At 72.6% G+C, this 18,513-nt stretch carries 17 protein-coding genes; 13 read left to right on the top strand and 4 right to left on the bottom strand.

Going from position 1 to position 18,513, the window contains the following annotated elements:
• Positions 1 to 162: 162 nt before the first annotated feature.
• Positions 163 to 1,080 (top strand): factor-independent urate hydroxylase, encoded by a 918-nt coding sequence (pucL, locus tag ACFTXQ_RS02875; protein WP_382635247.1) that lies wholly within the window; start codon positions 163 to 165, stop codon positions 1,078 to 1,080.
• Positions 1,081 to 1,161: 81 nt separating this feature from the next.
• Here pucL and ACFTXQ_RS02880 read toward each other — a convergent pair whose 3' ends face one another.
• Positions 1,162 to 1,578, bottom strand: coding sequence for a histidine phosphatase family protein (locus ACFTXQ_RS02880; RefSeq protein WP_382635249.1), 417 nt, complete (start codon positions 1,576 to 1,578; stop codon positions 1,162 to 1,164).
• 219 nt (positions 1,579 to 1,797) lie between these two features.
• On the opposite strand from ACFTXQ_RS02880, the gene ACFTXQ_RS02885 reads away from it, so the two are divergent.
• The 6 genes from ACFTXQ_RS02885 to ACFTXQ_RS02910 all read left to right on the top strand — a co-directional run bounded on the left by ACFTXQ_RS02885 (position 1,798) and on the right by ACFTXQ_RS02910 (position 4,626).
• Positions 1,798 to 2,010, top strand: coding sequence for a CbtB-domain containing protein (locus ACFTXQ_RS02885; protein ID WP_382635251.1), 213 nt, complete (start codon positions 1,798 to 1,800; stop codon positions 2,008 to 2,010).
• A 32-nt stretch (positions 2,011 to 2,042) separates the two neighbouring features.
• Positions 2,043 to 2,804, top strand: a complete 762-nt coding sequence (locus ACFTXQ_RS02890; RefSeq protein ID WP_382635253.1) for a CbtA family protein — start codon at positions 2,043 to 2,045, stop codon at positions 2,802 to 2,804.
• 21 nt (positions 2,805 to 2,825) lie between these two features.
• Positions 2,826 to 3,071, top strand: coding sequence for a hypothetical protein (locus ACFTXQ_RS02895; protein WP_382635255.1), 246 nt, complete (start codon positions 2,826 to 2,828; stop codon positions 3,069 to 3,071).
• Between the two features lie 236 nt (positions 3,072 to 3,307).
• Positions 3,308 to 3,937, top strand: coding sequence for a hypothetical protein (locus ACFTXQ_RS02900; protein WP_382635257.1), 630 nt, complete (start codon positions 3,308 to 3,310; stop codon positions 3,935 to 3,937).
• Positions 3,938 to 4,029: 92 nt separating this feature from the next.
• Positions 4,030 to 4,386: a hypothetical protein gene (locus ACFTXQ_RS02905; protein WP_382635259.1), complete on the top strand. Its 357-nt coding sequence runs from the start codon at positions 4,030 to 4,032 to the stop codon at positions 4,384 to 4,386.
• A 54-nt stretch (positions 4,387 to 4,440) separates the two neighbouring features.
• Positions 4,441 to 4,626 carry a hypothetical protein gene (locus ACFTXQ_RS02910; RefSeq protein WP_382635260.1) on the top strand — a complete coding sequence of 62 codons (186 nt, stop codon included), beginning with the start codon at positions 4,441 to 4,443 and terminating at the stop codon, positions 4,624 to 4,626.
• Positions 4,627 to 4,815: 189 nt separating this feature from the next.
• Here ACFTXQ_RS02910 and ACFTXQ_RS02915 read toward each other — a convergent pair whose 3' ends face one another.
• Positions 4,816 to 5,223 (bottom strand): hypothetical protein, encoded by a 408-nt coding sequence (locus tag ACFTXQ_RS02915; RefSeq protein WP_382635262.1) that lies wholly within the window; start codon positions 5,221 to 5,223, stop codon positions 4,816 to 4,818.
• A gap of 258 nt (positions 5,224 to 5,481) precedes the next feature.
• Here ACFTXQ_RS02915 and ACFTXQ_RS02920 point away from each other — a divergent pair, with 258 nt between their 5' ends.
• The 4 genes from ACFTXQ_RS02920 to ACFTXQ_RS02935 all read left to right on the top strand — a co-directional run bounded on the left by ACFTXQ_RS02920 (position 5,482) and on the right by ACFTXQ_RS02935 (position 10,444).
• A complete protein-coding gene (locus tag ACFTXQ_RS02920) occupies positions 5,482 to 6,309 on the top strand; it encodes a hypothetical protein (RefSeq protein WP_382635263.1) in 828 nt (275 codons plus the stop codon).
• Between the two features lie 97 nt (positions 6,310 to 6,406).
• Positions 6,407 to 8,386, top strand: a complete 1,980-nt coding sequence (locus ACFTXQ_RS02925) for an FUSC family protein (protein WP_382635265.1) — start codon at positions 6,407 to 6,409, stop codon at positions 8,384 to 8,386.
• Between the two features lie 88 nt (positions 8,387 to 8,474).
• The gene (locus tag ACFTXQ_RS02930) at positions 8,475 to 9,197 is read left to right on the top strand and encodes a hypothetical protein (protein ID WP_382635266.1); all 723 of its coding nucleotides are present in this window, start codon (positions 8,475 to 8,477) and stop codon (positions 9,195 to 9,197) included.
• Positions 9,185 to 10,444, top strand: a complete 1,260-nt coding sequence (locus ACFTXQ_RS02935) for a sensor histidine kinase (RefSeq protein WP_382635268.1) — start codon at positions 9,185 to 9,187, stop codon at positions 10,442 to 10,444. Before ACFTXQ_RS02930 ends, ACFTXQ_RS02935 begins: the two co-directional genes overlap by 13 nt.
• A gap of 57 nt (positions 10,445 to 10,501) precedes the next feature.
• On the opposite strand, the gene ACFTXQ_RS02940 is transcribed toward ACFTXQ_RS02935, so the two are convergent.
• Entirely contained in the window at positions 10,502 to 12,595 is a 2,094-nt protein-coding gene (locus tag ACFTXQ_RS02940; protein WP_382635270.1) for a PhoX family protein, read from the bottom strand.
• Positions 12,596 to 12,890: 295 nt separating this feature from the next.
• Between ACFTXQ_RS02940 and ACFTXQ_RS02945 the strand changes: the two genes are divergently transcribed.
• Complete coding sequence (locus ACFTXQ_RS02945; RefSeq protein WP_382635272.1) at positions 12,891 to 14,246, top strand: VWA domain-containing protein; 1,356 nt, start codon at positions 12,891 to 12,893, stop codon at positions 14,244 to 14,246.
• 67 nt (positions 14,247 to 14,313) lie between these two features.
• Here the strand turns inward: ACFTXQ_RS02945 and aspS are convergent, their stop codons facing one another.
• Complete coding sequence (gene aspS, locus ACFTXQ_RS02950) at positions 14,314 to 16,131, bottom strand: aspartate--tRNA ligase (RefSeq protein WP_382635274.1); 1,818 nt, start codon at positions 16,129 to 16,131, stop codon at positions 14,314 to 14,316.
• Between the two features lie 136 nt (positions 16,132 to 16,267).
• Here aspS and ACFTXQ_RS02955 point away from each other — a divergent pair, with 136 nt between their 5' ends.
• The gene (locus ACFTXQ_RS02955; protein ID WP_382635769.1) at positions 16,268 to 18,406 is read left to right on the top strand and encodes a SpoIIE family protein phosphatase; all 2,139 of its coding nucleotides are present in this window, start codon (positions 16,268 to 16,270) and stop codon (positions 18,404 to 18,406) included.
• Positions 18,407 to 18,513 lie beyond the last annotated feature (107 nt).

The following is an 18,513-nucleotide window of genomic DNA, read 5'->3' on the forward strand; positions in this document are numbered from 1 at the left end:
CACGTGAACATGCTGAAATCCGACAGAGCACCTACGGACCGGGATGCACGTCAGTCCCGGGGCGGTCCTCCGTGACCGAACGGCGGGGAGCGGGCCGACCGCTGGACGCCGGGCGTACGGGATCCAGTCAGCCGGACTCCGTGTACCCGAAGGAATACAGCCATGAGCAAGCACGTCCTGGCACAGAACCAGTACGGCAAGGCCGAGAACCGCATCGTCAAGGTCACCCGCAAGGGCAACGACGGTTCCTGGCACGAGATCCGCGACCTCAACGTCTCGGTCGCGCTCCGCGGCGAGTTCCGCGACGTCCACCTCACCGGTGACAACGCCAACTGCCTGCCGACCGACACCACCAAGAACACGGTGTACGCCTTCGGCAAGGAGCACGGCATCGAGTCCCCCGAGGCCTTCGGCATCCTGCTCGCCAAGCACTTCGTCTCCTCGCAGCAGCCGATCCGCGAAGCGCAGATCCGCATCGAGGAGTACGCCTGGGAGCGCATCCCGGTCCCCACGCGCAAGGAGCAGCACTCCTTCGTCCGCAAGGGCCAGGAGGTGCGCACCGCGCAGATCACCTACAGCGAGACGACCGGCCTCCAGGTCATCTCGGGTCTGAAGGACCTGACCGTGATGAACTCGACGAACTCCGAGTTCCACGGCTACATCAAGGACAAGTACACGACCCTCCAGGAGGCGTACGACCGCATCCTGGCGACCAAGGTCACCGCGCGCTGGGCGCACTCGGCGCTGGCCGCGGACGACACCTCCTACGACTGGGACCAGTCGTACAAGAAGGTCCGCAAGAACATGCTGGAAGCCTTCGCGGAGACCTACTCGTACTCCCTGCAGCAGACCCTGAACCAGATGGCCGAGCGGGTGCTCGACAACTGCCCCAAGGTCAACGAGGTGCGCCTCAACCTCCCCAACAAGCACCACTTCCTCGTCGACCTGGAGCCCTTCGGCCTCAAGAACGACAACGAGGTCTACTTCGCGGCGGACCGCATGTACGGCCTCATCGAGGGCACCATCCACCGTGACGGTGTGCAGCCGGTGATCGCGACCTCCGACTGGATCGTCGCCTGACCCGCTGCCACCGCAGCCCAGTTCGGCCCGGACCGCGTCGCGGGGTCCGGGCCGTTCTGCTGCCCGTGGAGTTCCGGCGGCCTACTCCGGCCGGCCCACGAGGAGGTTCCAGCGGCCCGAGCGCCCGGTGAGGGTGGTGACCGACCCCGGCCGCACGTCCAGACGCCAGAAGGCCGCGGCGGGCAGCTCCAGGGCGTGCACCACGGCCGCCCGTACGACGGCCTGTTCGACCTCGGCCCGGTGGGTGGCCGCGGCCAGGCCGTCCAGTTCCGCCCCGACGCGGGCGATCAGCGCCTCCACCGACTCCCCGCCGGGCGGCGCGTAGCGGGGATCCGTCAACCAGGCGTGTACGCCGGCCGGGTCCGCCTCGGCGACCTCGTCCAGGGTCCGGCCCGCCCACTCCCCCGTGTCGAGGCCGCGGAAGCCCTCGTACGCCGGGCACGGCTCCCCGTGGCCGAAGCGAACGGCGGGGGTCTGCGCGGCCTGCGGGGGTCTCACCAACCGGACTCGTACCAAAGGGGTCTTCATAAGGGGAGCGTAAGCGCGGTACGGTCTCGGACGACATAACTAAATGACGACGTACGACGGAAGCATCGGTGAGAATCCGGCACGGTCGCGCCACTGTGAACCCTCCCGGAAGGGGGAGGCAAGTCAGACCCGCCACCGTCGTCGCGAGCACCACTGACCGGGACGCGTGTTCCCTCTGGAGGTTCTGCCATGGCCCACTCCGCCGTGCCCGCTTCGGCTCCTGCCGTCACACCCATTTCGCTCTCCGCGCTCGCCCCCTGGGCGGCCTTCGTCGCCGTCCTCACGCTCGTCCTGCTGTACTTCGTCGGCATCGAACAGGGTGCCACCGCGGTCTTCCAGGGCGAGAACGTCCACGAGTGGCTGCACGACGGACGCCACCTCCTCGGCTTCCCCTGCCACTGATCCCGCCTCTGCCTCCGCAAGGGATCGACAACGTGAACACTCTCTCCCCGCGCGTGCTGCTGGTCCGGGGCATGCTCGCCGGCCTGCTGGCCGGCGTGGCCGCGTTCCTCGTCGCCTACCTCCTCGGTGAGTCCAAGGTCGACGCGGCGATCGCCATCGAGGAGGCCGGCCACCTCGCGGCCGGCCACGACCACGGCGCCGAGGACGCCCCGGTCAGCCGGGCCCTCCAGGCCACGGCCGGCCTCGGCACCGGTGTCCTGCTGTACGGGGTCGCGCTCGGCGGCATCGCCGCGCTCGTCTTCTGCTTCGCCCTGGGCCGTATCGGCCGCTTCGGCCCGCGGGCCACGGCCGCGCTGGTCACCGGGGGTCTGTTCGTCACCGTCACGCTGGTGCCGTTCTTCAAGTACCCCGCCAATCCGCCGGCCGTCGGAGACCCCGACACGGCCGCCCGGCGGACCGCCCTCTACCTCCTGATGATCGCTCTGAGTGCGCTGCTCGCGGCGGGCGCACTGATCGTGGGCCGCAGGCTGGCCCCGAAGCTCGGCAACTGGAACGCATCGGTCGCCGCCGGTGCGGTCTTCGTCCTGACCGTCGGGATCTCGTACGTGGCGCTGCCCGGCATCAACGAGGTGCCGGAGGACTTCCCGGCCGCGCTGATCTGGCAGTTCCGCCTCGCGTCCCTGGCCATCCAGGCGGCACTGTGGACGACTTTCGGCCTCGCCTTCGGGCATCTAGCCGAACGCGCCCTTGTGCCGGCCGCCGCACCCAAGGAGGCTGTTCAGCCGACCAGTTGATGAAGAGGGGGCCGGTGGTACATGCCGACGGCGATACGGGAATGGCGTGGCTGGACGGGCGCGGGCCCGTTCTGGCTGAGCTCGTTCCTGCTGCTCCTGGCCCCCTTCACCGCGATCACGCTGTTCGGCCAGATCGGCGTGATCGCGGCCTTCGCCGCCCTGGGCGGCCTGGCCCGCCACCTCTGGTTCGGCGACTACGGCCACCCGGCCGTCCACCTCGCGGCCGCCCTGATGGGCGTGGCGGCGGCGACCCTGATCGCGGTATGACCGCGCCGGGTGCGCGACCCCGCCACGGCGTTGCCGTCTCACCCGTTCGGGCGTAAGCGCCCCCGGCCCCGGGCCGCCCTGGGCGAACCGCTGTCAGCTGCGAAGACTTCCCCCTCGTGCGACGACACGCCCGTGACGCCCCGTCAGCCCTGCGTGTTTCACGGAGTGCGGACGGGCAGTGGAGGTGTCCACTGCTCACATGACCCGGCCGCACGAGCCGGACAGGAGGGAATCGCATGCCTCGCGCCTCGGGGGAACCGTCCAGCGGTGGCTGGGGGAAGGTGGCCGTCGTTCTGACGGTGGTTCTGCTGGCCACCGGAATCGGTGTGTTGCTCCGCACCGAGGGCGCCAAGCCCGTGGCCTCGGCCACGGACGACGCACTGCCCTCGCGGGCACTGGGGCTGTCCGACCACCGCCGTCTCGTGCGGCAGCTGGAGGAGTCCGGCGAGCACCGCCCCGGCCAGGGCGCCCGCTCGCCCCGGACGGCCGCCGGTCCGCTGCGGGGAGCCGCGCAGCCGCTGCGGGCCGCGCCACCGCTGCGGCTGCGCATCCCGAGCCTGGGCATCGACGTACCGCTGGCGGCCGGCGAGCACGAGGAGGCCTCCTGGGACGCGGGCACTCCGGCACCGGGCGCGGCGGGCACCGCCGTGATCAGCGGATCGGGGCTGCGCCTGACCGGGCTCCAGCGGGGCCGGACCATCGAGATCCCGCGCGCGGACAGCCGTACCGCCGTGTTCACCGTCGTACGGATCTCACCCGGCAAGGCCGGCGGCCGGGAGGACCGGGCCGGGCGGGCCCAACTGCGGCTGATCGGTGGCGAAACCGCCGTGCTCGCCCGGCTGACGGGACAGCGGCGGGGCCGCTGAGCGTCAGCCGTGGGGGGTGAGTTCGTCCCCCGGTCGGGGGCTTCTCGTGATCGGTCCGGGAGTGGCCCGGCGTGGCGGGGCAGACCCCTCGCATGAGCGGGAGGCAGCGCGCACGGACGGCACTGACCAGGGCCCTGACGATGGCCTGCGTCGTGCTGCTGTGCGTGTTCGGTGCCGGTCCGGCGGCCGCGATGGCCGCCGATTCCCGGCCCTCCTCCACCGCGCCCGCCGAGCCGACCGAGGGCCAGAACGACCCCGGCCCCGCCGACCCCGAGGTACGGGCCGCCGTACGGACGGTCCTGCGCGGGGTGCTGCCCGGCGTACGGCGGACACCGCTCCCGGTGTTTCACGTGAAACAGCCGGACCCTGCGCCGTGCGCGCCCCCGTCGGAGACGGCCGAACCGGCGCTGTCCCTGCGGGCGGTGCGGAGTGTGGTCCTGCGCTGCTGAGAAGGCCGAGCAGCGCAGACCCCCACACCCCCTTGAGCACCGTGAGGTTTCGCCATGCCCATCGACCCGTACGCCGCCCTGAACGCCATGCTCCGCGCCGAGGCCGCCCGTTTCACCCCGCCGGTCCGCCGGCCCGATCCGGCGGAGGCGGCGGAGTCCGCCGGGTCGGCCGCGTCCACCGCGTCCGAGTGCGAGCCGGAGAAGGCCGCGCGCCCCGCTCCCGCGGACTCGGCCGCGTAGCCCGGACGTGAAGGGGCACCGGTTCCCGCGCCCCTCGGCAACGGAGAGTGGTCACGTGAGGTTCGACCACGGGGCGCGGGAACCGGCGCCACTGACAGTCTCCGCCGGGCGGCCTACCGGCCGCTTCGGGCAGAGGTACCGGCTCGGCCCGGCCGAAAGTACCGCCGGGCCGGGCCGAAGGTCGCCGCCTCAGTCCTCGCTGGTGTAGTAGCGGTAGAACGCCACGCCGCCGACGCCCAGGGCCACGAAGAAGCCGATCACGGTCGCCCGGAGCACGGACGAGTTGGTGAGGCTGTGCAGGTAGCCCACGGCGATGCCCGCGAAGACCCCGTACGCCGTGGCGTGCAGTTCGCGGTTCATCCGGGGGCCGATGCGGGCCAGGGCGAACATGCAGGCGGCGAAGAGGACGCCGCACAGGATCCCGTAGAAGACGTTTCCGGCGTCGACGGGGCCCATCTGGCGCTTGATGAAGGCGGCCCAGACCCCGTAGACGAGTCCCATGAGCAGGGGCCTGGCGTAGGCGCTCTTGCCGAGGTGGGTCATGTCCGCCATCTGCCGGTGCTGCCGCCGCGGGGCGGTGGGTGCCGCATGTGCCATGACGGGCTCCTCTCTCCCATCATCCAGGGCACACCCGGCGCCCCCGGGCGGCAAGTGGATCACCCGCGCACGGCGACCGCGTCGATCTCGAAGAGCATGCCGGGCAGGGCGAGGGCGGTGCGGAGGTTGGCGAAGGCCTGCTCGCGCACCGGAAGGCCTCCTCGGGCCCCTCGACCGCGGGGGCAAGGGCGACGCGTCATCCACCCGCCCGCAGCAACACCGCTGGCGTGCGGGCCCGTACCGGTTTTCCCTGGTGACGTGCGCACCATCCTGTCGGCGGTTCTCATCGTGCTCGTGGCCCTGCTGGTGCCCGCGAGCGCCATCGCCTACTGGGCCGACCGCGAGCTGGGCGACGCCGACCGCTACACCGCCGCCATGTCCCCCCTCGCCCGCGACCCGGCCGTGCAGGGGGTCGTCGTCACGCAGGTGGGCCGCGCCCTGTCCGACCAGATCGACGCGGGCCCCTTCCAGGTCGGGGTGGACGCCCTGCTCGAAGAGGCCCTGCACTCCTTCGCCGGCACCCCCGCCTACCGCACCGCCTGGGACGCGGCCAACCGCGCCGCCCACGCCGCCTTCCTCGACGCGCTCACCACCGGCCACGGCGACGCCCTCACCATCGACCTCGCACCCGTCATCGACCAGGTCAAAGGGGAACTCGTCGACGACGGCGTGCCCTTCGCCGACCGCATCCCGGTGACGCACTTCTCCGTCAAGGTCATGGAGTACGACAACCTGGGGGCGCTCCGAAGGTGGTTCCGCATGCTCCAAGTCGCCGGCATCTGGCTCCCCGTACTGACCGTGGTCCTGGCCGCGGCGGCCATCGCGGTCGCCGTCCACCGGCGGCGCGCCGTCATGGCCACCGGGCTGGGCCTCGCCATCGGGGCCGGACTGCTGGGGATCGCCGTGGACGTGTGCCGCCGGCTCGCCCTCGACGATCTGCCCGCCGACATCGACCGGCGGGCCGCCGGAGCCGTGTACGACGCGCTCACCTCGTTCCTGCGCACCACCGCCTGGGTGGTGCTGGCCATCGGCCTCGCCGCCGCGCTCGGCGCCTGGCTGATGGGCCGACTGCGCCGCACCCCATAAGCTCGGAAGGTACCAACGCACGCGGAACGACGCAGAACGACGCAGAAGAACGCAGAACGCAGAAGAACCGATTCCCAAACGGCGGCACGGAAGCGGAATGAGCACCGAACAGATACCGTCCGGGCGAAGCGGGAACCATCCGCTGGCGCCGCCCGCCTGGCTGCTGCAAGGACTGCGGCCCAGCACCGCGCCGATCCCCTGGGCCGCCGTACTGCGCGCGGCGGTGGCACTGGCCGCGCCCCTCGCCGTCGGATTCGCCCTGAACGAGCCCGAGTACGGTGCGCTCGTCTCGATGGGCGCCCTCTCCGGGGTCATCGGCGACACCGCCGACGCCTACCGGATGCGGATCCTCAACATCGCCGTCCCCCAGCTCTTCGGCGCCGTCGGCGTCGCGCTGGGCACCCTGGTCTTCGGGCACGGCTGGCTCGCGGTCGGCGCCCTCACCCTCATCGCCCTGATCTCCGGGATGATCTCCTCCATCGGCACGGTGGCCTCCGTGTCCGGGCTGCTGTTCCTCCTCAACGCCGTGGTCGGGGCCGGGCTCCCGCTGCCCCGCCCCTGGTGGACGGCCCCCCTGCTGCTGACCGCGGGCGGGCTGTTCGTCCTCGTCCTCACCCTGCTCGGCTGGCCGCTGCGCGGCCGGCAGCCCGAGCGCGCCGCCGTCGCCGCCACCTACCGGGCTCTGGCCGACACCCTGGAGGCCGCCGGCGGCCCCGCCTACGAGGAACGCCGCCACCAGGTCACCCAGGCGCTGAACCAGGCCTACGACCTGGTGCTCGGCCGGCGGGCCCGGGTGCACGGCCGCAATCCCTCCCTGGTGCGGATGCTGGCCCAGCTCAACGTGGTGATCCCGCTGGTGGAGGCGGCTCCCGCCGCGCACCTGCGCGGCCGGCCGCTGCCGCCGCAGATCCCGGCGGCCGTACGGGACCTGGCGACCGCCGTCGAGGAGGGCCGCACCGGTACCCCCGTCCTGGACCTGCCCGCACCGCACACGCCGGCCGAGCGGGCCGTCGACTCGGCCCTGCGGCACGCGGCGACGATCGTGCACCTCGCCGAACCCGACCCCTACAACGTCGACGACCGGCTCGGCCGGCCCGCCGCCCTGCGGGTCCGGGCCCGGCGCGCGGTGCGGGACATGATGATGTCCGGGGCCTCCTGGCGGTACGGGCTGCGCCTGGCCCTGTGCATCGGCCTGGCCCAGTCCCTCGTCTCCCTCGTCGAGGTCGAGCGGTCCTACTGGGTCGCGCTGACCGTCACCTTCGTCCTCAAGCCCGACTTCGGCTCGGTGTTCTCCCGGGCCGTGCTGCGCGCACTGGGCACCGCGGCCGGGCTGGTCATCGCCGCCGCGGTGCTGTCCGAGGTACCGCGCGGCTGGTGGGACGTGCCGGTGATGATGCTCCTGGCCGCCCTGATCCCCGCCTTCTCCGCCAAGGGGTACGCCTTCCAGACCGCGGCGATCACCCCGGTGATCCTGCTCCTCTCGGACCTCCTCAACCACCAGGGCTTCGACCTGATCCGTCCCCGGCTGCTGGACAGCCTCATCGGCTGCGCCATCACCCTCCTCGCGGGCTACCTGCTGTGGCCCGAGAGCTGGCACACGCGGATCGGGGACCGGCTCGCGGACACCGTGGAGGACGCGGCGCGGTACGTGGAGCGGGCGTTCGGCGCCGATCCGGAGACGGAGGCGGAGCTGCGTGCGGCCCGCGTGGCCCGGCTGGCCGCGAGGCGGCGGATCTACCGCGACCTCTCGGGGGTGCGCAGCGAGTTCCAGCGGGCGCTGACCGAGCCGCCGCCCACGGGGGCGCGGGCGGCGGCGTGGTGGCCGCTGGTGGTCGCCGTCGAGCGGATCGTCGACGCGACCACCGCCGCCCGCGTCCGCGTCAACCACGGCGCCGACCCGCCCTCCGCGGCGGAGGTCGCCTCCGTCACCGCCCAGCTCCGCGGCCTGGCGGAGGCGGTCCGCACCAGCACCACCCCCGCCGGCGCGCCGGCGCCGTCCCCCTCCGCCACCTCCGGCGTCCTCTCCCCGCTCCGCCAGGAGGTGACGGCGGCCCAGGCCCTGGCCCACCCGACCTGACGGGACTGCGCTCCGGACCCCGCGGCGGCCGTCGCCCGGATGGGTCTGGGGTCGCGCCCCCGCCGCGGGAGCGGGGGAGCATCGGAGCATGCGCATGCGCAGCCCCCGGCCCCTGGCCGGAACCGCCCTCGCCGTCGCCCTCGTGGCAGCGACCGGCTGCGCCGACGTCCAGGGCCTGCGCAGCCAAGGCGACCTCGGCACCGTGCACGCCCCCCAGAGCCTGTGGAAGGACATCCGCCCCGCCCCGCCCGACCCAGGACAGAAACCCGGCACCGCCGCCGTCATCCCGGGCCTCCCCAAGGTCGCCAACCTCAGCATGCGCGGCGTGCGGGCCGTGGACGTCCTGCGCGCCGACGTCACCGCCGCCGTCGCCCAGGACCGCGGCACCGGCCGCCTCGTCGACCCCCGCGCCGTCCAGCGGATCGCGCTCTGCACACAGGCTGTGGACGGCGGCCCCGACTGCCCGGTGCGCCCCGGCGTCCTGCACGACCTGACCGGCAACGGCAGGGAGGAGCTGATCACCGCCCTCGACATCGACGGCCGCCTCAGCGAGCTGCGCGTCTACACCGTCCAGGACGACGGCTCCATCGCCCGCGTCCTGTCCCGCCGCGCGGTCCTGGAGGGCGTGGAGGTGGCCGCCGAGCACCTGGCGGTCCGCGAGCCCACCTCCAACCCCACGTACGTCGCCGTCTCCGACTACGTCTGGGACCCGAAGGCCGGGATCATGAACCTCTCCCAGCTCACCCTGGACGACTGCCCCGCCCTCTCGGACACCTCCGCCACCGGGCACGGGCCGCGATGCGCGCGCTGAGCAGCCTGCGCTGGAAGATCGCCCTGACCACCACCCTGGTCTGCTGCGCGGTCGCCGCCGCCCTGGGGATCCTCGTCCACAACGTGGTCGCCCGGCAGATCGTCGGAGAGGTCCGCAGCAAGGTGAACACCGAACTCGACCACGCCCTCGGCCACTACGAGTACGGCACCACGCACGGCGACGTGAACATCGCCCTCGATCCGCCCGACCTCCCCCGCCCCCTGCGCGACCTGGTCGCCCGCGGCGACACCGGCAGCATGGTCGGCGAGCACGGAGGCAAGCCCGTCATGTGGGCGGCCGCCCCCGCCGACCGGACGGCCCTCGCGGTCTGGATCCCGTACGAGAACACCCGCGACCGGCTGCGGGACATCGACACCGCGATCCTGGCCTCCTCGGCGCTCGCGGCCGGAGTGGTGGCCCTGGCGGGCCTGTTCCTCGCCAACCGGATCAGCCGGCGGCTCGCGACCACGGCCGCCGTGGCCCGCCGGATCAGCGCCGGGGACCTCGACGCCCGCGTGGACTTCCCCGCCGACGGCGGCATCGAGGACACCCGGCCCGCCCGTTCCCGGGACGAGGTACGGGACGTGGCGCAGGCACTGGACTCGATGGCCGGGTCCCTCCAGGACCGGCTGGAGGCCGAGAAGCGCTTCACGGCGGACGTCGCGCACGAGCTGCGCACCCCGCTCACGGGCTCGCTGGCCGCGGCCGCGCTGCTGCCTGAGGGCCGCCCCAAAGAGATGATCAAGGACCGGCTGGACGCCCTGCACCTGCTCACCGAGGACCTGCTGGAGATCTCCCGGCTGGACTCGGGCGTCGAACGGGCCGACCTGGCCCGGGTGGAGCTCGGCCGGGCCGTACAACGGGCGGTCGCCGGGACGGGACTGGCCGCCGAGGTCACGGTGGTCCGGGACGCGACGGTGCTCACCGACCGGCGCCGGCTGGACCGGATCCTGGCCAACCTGCTGGCCAACTCGCACAAGCACGGCCGGCCGCCCGTCGAGGTGACCGTGGAGGGCCCGCTGATCGTGGTCCGCGACCACGGGCCCGGCTATCCGCCCGAGCTGATCGAGCAGGGCCCGCAGCGGTTCCGCACCGGCGATCCCGGCCGGGGACGCGGCCACGGCCTGGGGCTGACGATCGTGGCCGGCCAGGCGGCGGTGCTGGAGATCGCGTTGAGCTTCACCAACGCCCCCGACGGGGGCGCGGTGACCACCCTCCGGCTCCCCGTCGGCAGGCTCCACGCCTGAGGGGCATGTTTCACGTGAAACATGCCCCTCAGGTCAACTCGGGCTCAACCGGTCCGGTCAGACACCGATGTTGCGGCCGTCCTTGCGCCAGACGGACACGACCGCCGGGCGGACGATCTTGCCGGGGCCGTCGGGCCACACCGACTGCGGCTTCTCGACGGACGCGCGGTCGATCTCGCCCGGGTGCTGGACGGCGACCAGGACGCGCTTGTCCTGGACCAGCGGGCCGCAGGTCTCCGCGCCGCGCGGCACGGTCAGGAACTGCTTCAGCTCACCGCGGCGCTCACCGGCGGTCGCGACGCCGAACAGGCCGTCGTGGGAGCCGAGCTGGTTGCCGTCCGTGGAGATCCACAGGTTGCCGTGCGGGTCGAAGGTCACGTTGTCCGGGCAGGAGATCGGGCTGACCTTGTCCTTCGGGAAGCCCGCGAAGTAGGTCGCCGGGTCCTTCGGGTCACCGGCGACCAGGAAGAGGCGCCAGGCAAAACCGTCGCCGGCCGGGTCGTCGAAGTTCTCGGCGAGCTCCAGGATCTGGCCGTGCTTGTTCAGGTTGCGCGGGTTGGCCTCGTCCGCCCCGGCCTTGCCGGGCTTGCCGCGGTCGGCGTTGTTCGTCAGCACGACGTAGACGCGGCCGGTGCGCGGGGAGGGCTCGATGTCCTCGGGGCGGTCCATCTTGGTGGCGCCCACCTTGTCGGCGGCCTGGCGCGTGAAGACGTAGACCTCCTCGGCGGTCATGCCCTCGACGTGCGAGACGTTGCCGGACGCCGAGGCGGTGGCCAGCTTGATCCACACGCCGGAGCCGTCGAACTCGCCGTCGGAGGGGAGCTTGCCGGAGCCGTCGATCTCGGCGGCCGGGGCGTCACCGGTGAGCTTGGCGACGTAGAGGGTGCCCTCGTCGAGCAGCGTGAGGTTGTGCTCCTTCGCCGCGCGTGAGTTGCCCTTCTTCATCTGCTTCGAGGAGACGAACTTGTAGAAGTAGTCGAAGCGCTCGTCGTCGCCCATGTAGACGACGGGGCGGCCGTCCTCGGTCAGGCGGGGCTGGGCGCCCTCGTGCTTGAAGCGGCCGAGCGCGGTGCGCTTGCGCGGGGTGGAGTTCGGGTCGTACGGGTCGAGCTCGACGACCCAGCCGAAGCGGTTGACCTCGTTGGGCTCCTGCGTGACGTCGAAGCGCTTGTCGAACCGCTCCCACTTGCGCTCGGTCTCGCCGGTGGTCACGCCGTAGCGCTTCAGGCGGGCGGCCTGGACCGGGTCGGTGACCTTGCCGGCGTTGGCGAAGTACTGGTTGATGTTCTCCTCGCCGTGGAGGGTGGTGCCCCACGGGGTGGTGCCGCCGGAGCAGTTGTTGAGCGTGCCGAGGACCTTGGTGCCGGTCGAGTCGGCGGAGGTCTTCAGCAGGGCGCTGCCCGCGGCCGGGCCGGTCAGCCTGAACTCGCTGGTGGCGGTGAGGCGGCGGTTGAGCTGGTGGCGGGTGACCGCGGTCAGCTTGCCGCTGCGGTGGTCCTCCTGGACGACGACGACACCGAGGCCGTGCGCGGCCCAGGCGATCTCGACCTGCTCGCGGGTCGGGTTGGCCGGGTCGTAGCCCTTGAACATGAGGTTCTCGTCCGTGTACTCGTGGTTGGCCACGAGCAGCTGCTGGCGCTCGTACTCGCCGCCGAGCGGGAGCAGGCTCAGGAAGTCGTTGTTGTACCCGAACTGACCGGCCTGGGCGGCGGCGCTCTGCTTGTCGGAGTTGAAGGCCGGAGCACCCTTGACGATCGGGTCGCCCCACCGGATGACCACGTTCTGGTCGTGACCCTCGGGGACGGTGACCTTGTCGTCGGTGTTCGGCGCGATGGCCTTGAAGCGCAGACCGCGGGCGGCCTCGCCGCTCTTGCCGGCGGCCTCGGCCTCGCCGGCCGGGGTGGCGTTGGCGGTCTGGCCGGGGCCGCTGAGGGCGACGGCGGTACCGGCCGCGGTGGCGACCGTCACGACGGCGGCGGTACGCAGCATCGAGCGGCGGGAGTAGGCGCGGGCTATGACATCGCCCACGTACTCGTTGTCGCTGGTGTTCGGCACCTCGTGGAAGCAGGCGTCGCCACAGCGGTAGCGGCAGGTGAGAGCGGAACGGCCGCCCCCATGCGGGTTGCCGATGAGCGGCAGGAGCTTGCGCACGAGTGTCCTCCGAGTAGCTGCATGAGCGCCGACAACGTGTCGGAATCGATCCAGCGCGACGGTAGGCCCGGGTTGCGCCGGGGCGGCGGCGGAGGGATGAACGCACGATGAACCCGGCACGTCGGAGGGGCAGTTCGGTGGGCGGTGCGGGTGGGGTGGACGGCCGGACGCCACGAAAGGCGCCCCTGCCGAAGTTCCAGCCGGGCGGCCGATAACCTTACGTGTCCACTCTGGGCAGGGATCATCCGCGCAGCACGGACAAATGACGCACGCACTCATGCGAAAGGCCTGGCCCATGGGTATTCGGAGCTTGTTGCGCAAGGTGTTCGGACGGTCGGCGGATTCCGTTCCGGAGACGTCGGACGCCCCTTCTGCGGCCCTGCCGAGCCAGACGGAACGCACCCCGCTGGACGCGGCGGCCGAGCTGGTGGCGGCGTCCTTCGACAACCCCACCGTTCCGCCGCAGTCCACGCCGCGGGACCGCGAACCCGGTACGGTCCTCACGGCCCCGGCCCCCGACCCGGCCCCGGCACCGGCCGCGGACCCCACGGTCCCGGAAGCCCGTCGCCCCGTCCCGGCGACCCCCGCACCGGAGCCCGAGCCCGCGGCCGCGGCCCCCGAGGCCGAGCCGGAGGCACAGCCCGAGGCCGTCGAGGCCGAGGTCGCCGCCCCGGAGCCGGAGCCGGTGGCCGCCGAGGCAGAGGCTCCTGCCGAGGACGCCGAGGCCGAGGCCCCGGCCCCGACGCCGGTGGCCGCCGAGGCGGAGACTCCTGCCGAGGACGTCGAGCCCGAGCCCGTGGCCGTGGCCGCCGAGGCCCCCGCGCCGGAGGTGCAGGACGAGCCCGAGGTGGAGCTCGTCACCGCCGCCGAGCCGGAGCCCGTGGTGGCCGAGGCCCCGGCGGAGCCGGAGCCCGAGCCCGAGCCGGAGCCGGTGGCCGCCGAGGCCGATGCCGCCCCCGCGGCGGAACCGGAGCCGGAGCTCGCGGAGCCGGAGGGGCCCGCGCACAGCGCCGCGGGCGTTCGGCGGCGGGCGCCCGGCGTGGCCGGGCCCTACAAGGCCGCCGGGCAGGTACTGCGGGGCAAGGGGAAGGCCGGGGCGCGCGCCAAGGTGTACCTCGTGCTGGACCGGTCCGGCTCGATGCGCGGCTTCTACAAGGACGGCAGTGCCCAGCACCTCGCCGATCACGCCCTCGCCCTCGCCGCCCACCTCGACGACGCGGCGACCGTGCACACGGTGTTCTTCTCCACCGAGGTGGACGGGACCGCCGAACTGACCCTGGACGACCACGAGGGCTGGGTCGAGGCCCGGCACGCCGAGCTCGGCCGCATGGGCCGCACCAGCTACCACGTGGCCGTCGAGGCCGTCGTCGAGCGCTACCAGAAGGACGGCGGCGAGGGCCCGGCCCTGGTCGTCTTCCAGACGGACGGCGCCCCCGACAACCGCCAGCCGGCCCGCCAGGCGATCACCGACGCGGCCACCGCCGCCCCCGGCATCCACTGGCAGTTCGTGGCGTTCGGCGACCACGACTCCAAGGCCTTCGACTTCCTGCGCAAGCTGGACGCCGAGAACGCCGGCTTCTTCCACGCCGGCCCGGCCCCCGCGGAGCTGACCTCCGCCGCGCTCCTCAAGGGCATCCTCGAGCGCTTCTGAGCAGGGAAAAGCGGAAGGGCCCGGGATCGAGGATCCCGGGCCCTCCCGCCGTCCGTGTGGCTCGCGCCTAGCGCGCGGCGTCCGGGTGGACGGCCTCGGCGATCGGCTTCGCGTCCGCCGCCTTCGTCTCCACCGGCTTGCGCAGCGCGATGTTCAGCTCCCGCAGACGGGTCTCCTCCAGCACCGTCGGCGCGCCCATCATCAGGTCCTGCGCGTTGCCGTTCAGCGGGAAGGCGATGGTCTCGCGGATGTTCGGCTCGTCGGCCAGCAGCATGACCATGCGGTCCACGCCCGGGGCGATGCCGCCGTGCGGCGGGGCGCCGAGGCGGAACGCGCGCAGCATGCCCGCGAACTCCCGCTCGACCGTCTCGGCCTCGTAGCCGGCGATCTCGAAGGCCTTCAGCATGACCTCGGGCTCGTGGTTGCGGATGGCACCCGACGACAGCTCGATGCCGTTGCAGACGATGTCGTACTGCCACGCCAGGATGTCGAGCGGGTCCTTCTCCTCCAGGTCCTTCATGCCGCCCTGGGGCATGGAGAAGGGGTTGTGCGAGAAGTCGATCTTGCCGGTCTCCTCGTCCTTCTCGTACATCGGGAAGTCGACGATCCAGCAGAAGCGGAAGACGTTCTCCTCGAAGTGGCCGGCGCGCTTGGCGGCCTCGACCCGGACCGGGCCCATGATCTTGGAGACCTCGTCGAACTCGCCCGCGCCGAAGAAGACGGCGTGGCCGGGGACCAGGCCCAGGCGCTCGGTGAGGACCTTGACGTTCTCCTCGGTGAGGAACTTGGCGATCGGGCCGGTCAGGGCACCGTCCTCGCCGACGCGGACCCAGGCCAGGCCCTTGGCGCCCAGCGACACCGCGAAGTCGCCCAGCCCGTCGAAGAACTTGCGCGGCTGCGCGGCGGTGTCCGGGACGGCCAGGGCACGCACGTGCTTGCCGGCGAACGCCTTGAACTCCGAGCCCTCGAAGACGTCGGTGATGTCGACGAGCTCCAGCTTGGCGCGCAGGTCGGGCTTGTCGTTGCCGTACTTCAGCATCGACTCGCGGAACGGGATCCGCGGGAACGGCGAGGTGACCTCGCGGCCCTTGCCGAACTCGGTGAAGATCTCCGTCATCAGCCGCTCGATGGGCTGGAAGACGTCCTCCTGCTCGACGAAGGACATCTCGACGTCGAGCTGGTAGAACTCGCCCGGCGAGCGGTCGGCGCGGGCGTCCTCGTCGCGGAAGCAGGGCGCGATCTGGAAGTACCGGTCGAAGCCGGAGATCATCAGCAGCTGCTTGAACTGCTGCGGGGCCTGCGGCAGGGCGTAGAACTTGCCCGGGTTCAGGCGGGACGGGACGACGAAGTCACGGGCGCCCTCGGGGGAGGTCGCGGTGAGGATCGGGGTCGCCATCTCGTTGAAGCCGAGGGCCACCATCTTCGAGCGGATGGAGGCGATCACGGCCGAGCGCAGCATGATGTTGCGGTGCATGCGCTCGCGGCGCAGGTCGAGGAAGCGGTACTCCAGGCGCCGCTCCTCGTTCACACCATCGTCGGTGTTGATGGTGAAGGGCAGCGGGGCGGCCGCGCCGAGCACCTCGACCTCGGCGGCCTCGATCTCGATCTCACCGGTGGGCAGCTCGGGGTTGATGTTCTCGGCGCCGCGCGAGACGACCTTGCCGTCGACCCGGACCACCGTCTCCTTGGAGAGCTTGTCCAGGGCCTCGGCGGCCGGGGTGCCGGGCCGGGCGACCAGCTGCGTGATGCCGTAGTGGTCGCGCAGATCGATGAAGAGGATGCCGCCCAGGTCTCGACGATTGTGCAGCCAGCCGCTCAGCCGGACGTCGGTGCCGACGTCAGAGGCGCGGAGCTCGCCGCAGGTGTGGGACCTGTACCGATGCATCAGTCATCCAGTTCTTCGCGATACCAGGGTGGATTCAACCGTCCCAAGGTTACCGTCCGGGCGGAGCACCGCGCTGGCACGCCCGGAGCGGGCGCCGAACAGGCACGTCGGTGGGATGACCTGTAAAGATGACCGGGTGCGCACCGAGGACGTCCTGACCGCCATCGCGACGGGCCTGTGGCGATGGGACAACGCCTCCGGGACGGTCACCCTCGACAGCGAGGCCGCCCGGCTCCTCGGGCTGCCCGCGGAGCCCGTGGTGCTCCCGGAGGTCGCCGTGCGGTCGCGGTTCCACCCGGTCGACTGGAACGAGATCAACGGCATCGTCAACCTGGCCGTCGCCGAGGACACGCTCGCCGAGGCCCGGCTGCGGATCATGGACGAGGACGGGCGCGTCCTGCGGACCGTGCGCAGCCGCTCGAAGCCGCTGGAGAACCGCGCGCCCGACGGCCGCCTCGACTACGAGCTGATCGGCACCATCCAGGAGATCGCCGAGCCGCAGCCCGGCACCACGGCCGCGCACACCCCGATCACCGGCGACTGGCGGCGCTCCCGCGAGGCCTTCCTGCTCGACGCGGGGCGGGCGCTGGCGGAGGCCCGTTCGACGGCGGAGGTGCTGCGGGTCGCGGCCTCGCTGTCGATGCCCGGTTTCAACCCGGACGGGCTGGCCGTCTTCGGGGTGTCCGGGGACCGGCTGTCGATCATCGGGCACCACGGGCACGACGCCGGGGACGAGAGCCCCTTCGCGGACATGCGGCTGGAGACGGACTACCCGGCCGCGGAGGTCGTCCGTACGGGCCGGGCGATCTACCTCCCCAGCCCCGAGGACTACAAACGGCGTTTTCCGGTCACCTGGCCGCTCGCCCAGCGCTTCGGGCGGGTCTCCTGGGCCTTCCTGCCCCTGATCGTGGCCGGGCGGACGATGGGGGCCTGGATGGCCGCCTTCAAGCACCCGGTGTCCTTCTCCCCCGACGAGCGGTCCGTCCTGACGACCGTGGCCCGGATGCTGGCCCAGGCGCTCCAGCGCGCGGGCGTGGCCGAAAGCGAGCGGGAACTCACCACCGGCCTCCAGCGGTCGATGATGCCGCAGCTCGGCCCCGAGATCCCCGGCATGCAGATCGCGGCCCGGTACGTCCCGACCGGCGGCGGGCTCCAGGTCGGCGGCGACTGGTACGACATGATCCCGCTGCCCTCGGGACGGTTCGCCCTGGTCATCGGCGACGTACAGGGCCACGACGTGCGCGCCGCCGGGCTGATGGGCCAGCTGCGGATCGCGGTACGGGCGTACGCCTCGGAGGGCCACCGCCCCGACGCCGTGCTCTCCCGCGCCTCCCGCTTCCTGGCCGGCATCACCGATTCGTACGAGGACGCGGACGACCCGAGCCCGCGGTTCGCGACCTGCCTCTACGTGGAGTGCGACCCCCGGACCGGCATGCTGGAGGTGGCCCGCGCCGGCCACCCCGACCCCGCGATCCGCATGACGGACGGCACCGTCCTGATGCGCCCCACCGCGGGCGGCCTCCCCCTCGGGATCGTCCCCGACACCGACTACCCCACCACCCGGTTCACCCTGGAACCCGGCGAAACGATGATGCTGTGCACCGACGGGCTCATCGAGACCGGCGGGCACGACCTGGACACCGGCTGGGCGCGGCTGCGCGCCATCCTGGAGTCCGAGCCGGAGGAGTCCGCCGCCGGCGCGGAGCCCGGGCACCTGGAACGGCTGGCCGACCTGCTGGTCCAGGCCGTCCACGGGCCGTCCTCGCACCACACCACCGGCCCGCTGGCCGACCGCCGCGAGGACGACATAGCCGTGGTGCTGCTGTGCCGCGAGGGCGAGGGCTGCGGCTGCGGCACCCCGCTGCACCCGGCCCGGCCGGCCCGCCGCACGATGCTGACGGTGGCCCAGGCCGAGCCCGAGCGGATCGCGGGCGCGCGCCGGCACATCCGGGAGCTGCTGCACGACTGGGCCGACGAGGAGCAGGTGGACTCGGCGGTGCTGATGGTCTCCGAGATGGTGACGAACGTACTGATGCACACCGACGGCGACGCGCTGCTGGTCGCGGAGGCCGTGGGCGAGCTGGGCGCGCGCCGGCTGCGCATCGAGGTCGCGGACGCGAGCGACGAGCTCCCGCACAAGCGGCACCCGGGCGAGATGGCCTCCAGCGGTCGCGGGGTGCTGCTGATGGAGATGCTGGCCGACACCTGGGGCGTGGACCCGCAGGGCGAGGGCAAGTCCATCTGGTTCGAGCTACGCGAACAGTCGAAGCCGTAGACCTCGGGCGGCCGGCAGGCGAATCCAGCCCCGCCGGCGTTTGAGGCGCGGGATCCGGGGCGGAGCCCCGGCCACGGCGCCGCACGCGACTTGGCGTCAGGGCGGCT

It is taken from the genome of Streptomyces sp. NPDC057010 (assembly GCF_042673805.1).
Classification (GTDB): domain Bacteria; phylum Actinomycetota; class Actinomycetes; order Streptomycetales; family Streptomycetaceae; genus Streptomyces.

Excerpts from the sequence above, each read along its gene's own strand:
- ACFTXQ_RS02935 (WP_382635268.1), top strand. The coding sequence starts at position 9,185 with ATGCGCGCGCTGAGCAGCCTGCGCTGGAAGATCGCCCTGACCACCACC.
- ACFTXQ_RS02945 (WP_382635272.1), top strand. The coding sequence starts at position 12,891 with ATGGGTATTCGGAGCTTGTTGCGCAAGGTGTTCGGACGGTCGGCGGAT.
- aspS (WP_382635274.1), bottom strand. The coding sequence starts at position 16,131 with ATGCATCGGTACAGGTCCCACACCTGCGGCGAGCTCCGCGCCTCTGAC.
- ACFTXQ_RS02915 (WP_382635262.1), bottom strand. The coding sequence starts at position 5,223 with ATGGCACATGCGGCACCCACCGCCCCGCGGCGGCAGCACCGGCAGATG.
- ACFTXQ_RS02905 (WP_382635259.1), top strand. The coding sequence starts at position 4,030 with ATGAGCGGGAGGCAGCGCGCACGGACGGCACTGACCAGGGCCCTGACG.
- ACFTXQ_RS02900 (WP_382635257.1), top strand. The coding sequence starts at position 3,308 with ATGCCTCGCGCCTCGGGGGAACCGTCCAGCGGTGGCTGGGGGAAGGTG.
- ACFTXQ_RS02910 (WP_382635260.1), top strand. The coding sequence starts at position 4,441 with ATGCCCATCGACCCGTACGCCGCCCTGAACGCCATGCTCCGCGCCGAG.
- ACFTXQ_RS02895 (WP_382635255.1), top strand. The coding sequence starts at position 2,826 with ATGCCGACGGCGATACGGGAATGGCGTGGCTGGACGGGCGCGGGCCCG.
- pucL (WP_382635247.1), top strand. The coding sequence starts at position 163 with ATGAGCAAGCACGTCCTGGCACAGAACCAGTACGGCAAGGCCGAGAAC.
- ACFTXQ_RS02930 (WP_382635266.1), top strand. The coding sequence starts at position 8,475 with ATGCGCATGCGCAGCCCCCGGCCCCTGGCCGGAACCGCCCTCGCCGTC.
- ACFTXQ_RS02925 (WP_382635265.1), top strand. The coding sequence starts at position 6,407 with ATGAGCACCGAACAGATACCGTCCGGGCGAAGCGGGAACCATCCGCTG.
- ACFTXQ_RS02885 (WP_382635251.1), top strand. The coding sequence starts at position 1,798 with ATGGCCCACTCCGCCGTGCCCGCTTCGGCTCCTGCCGTCACACCCATT.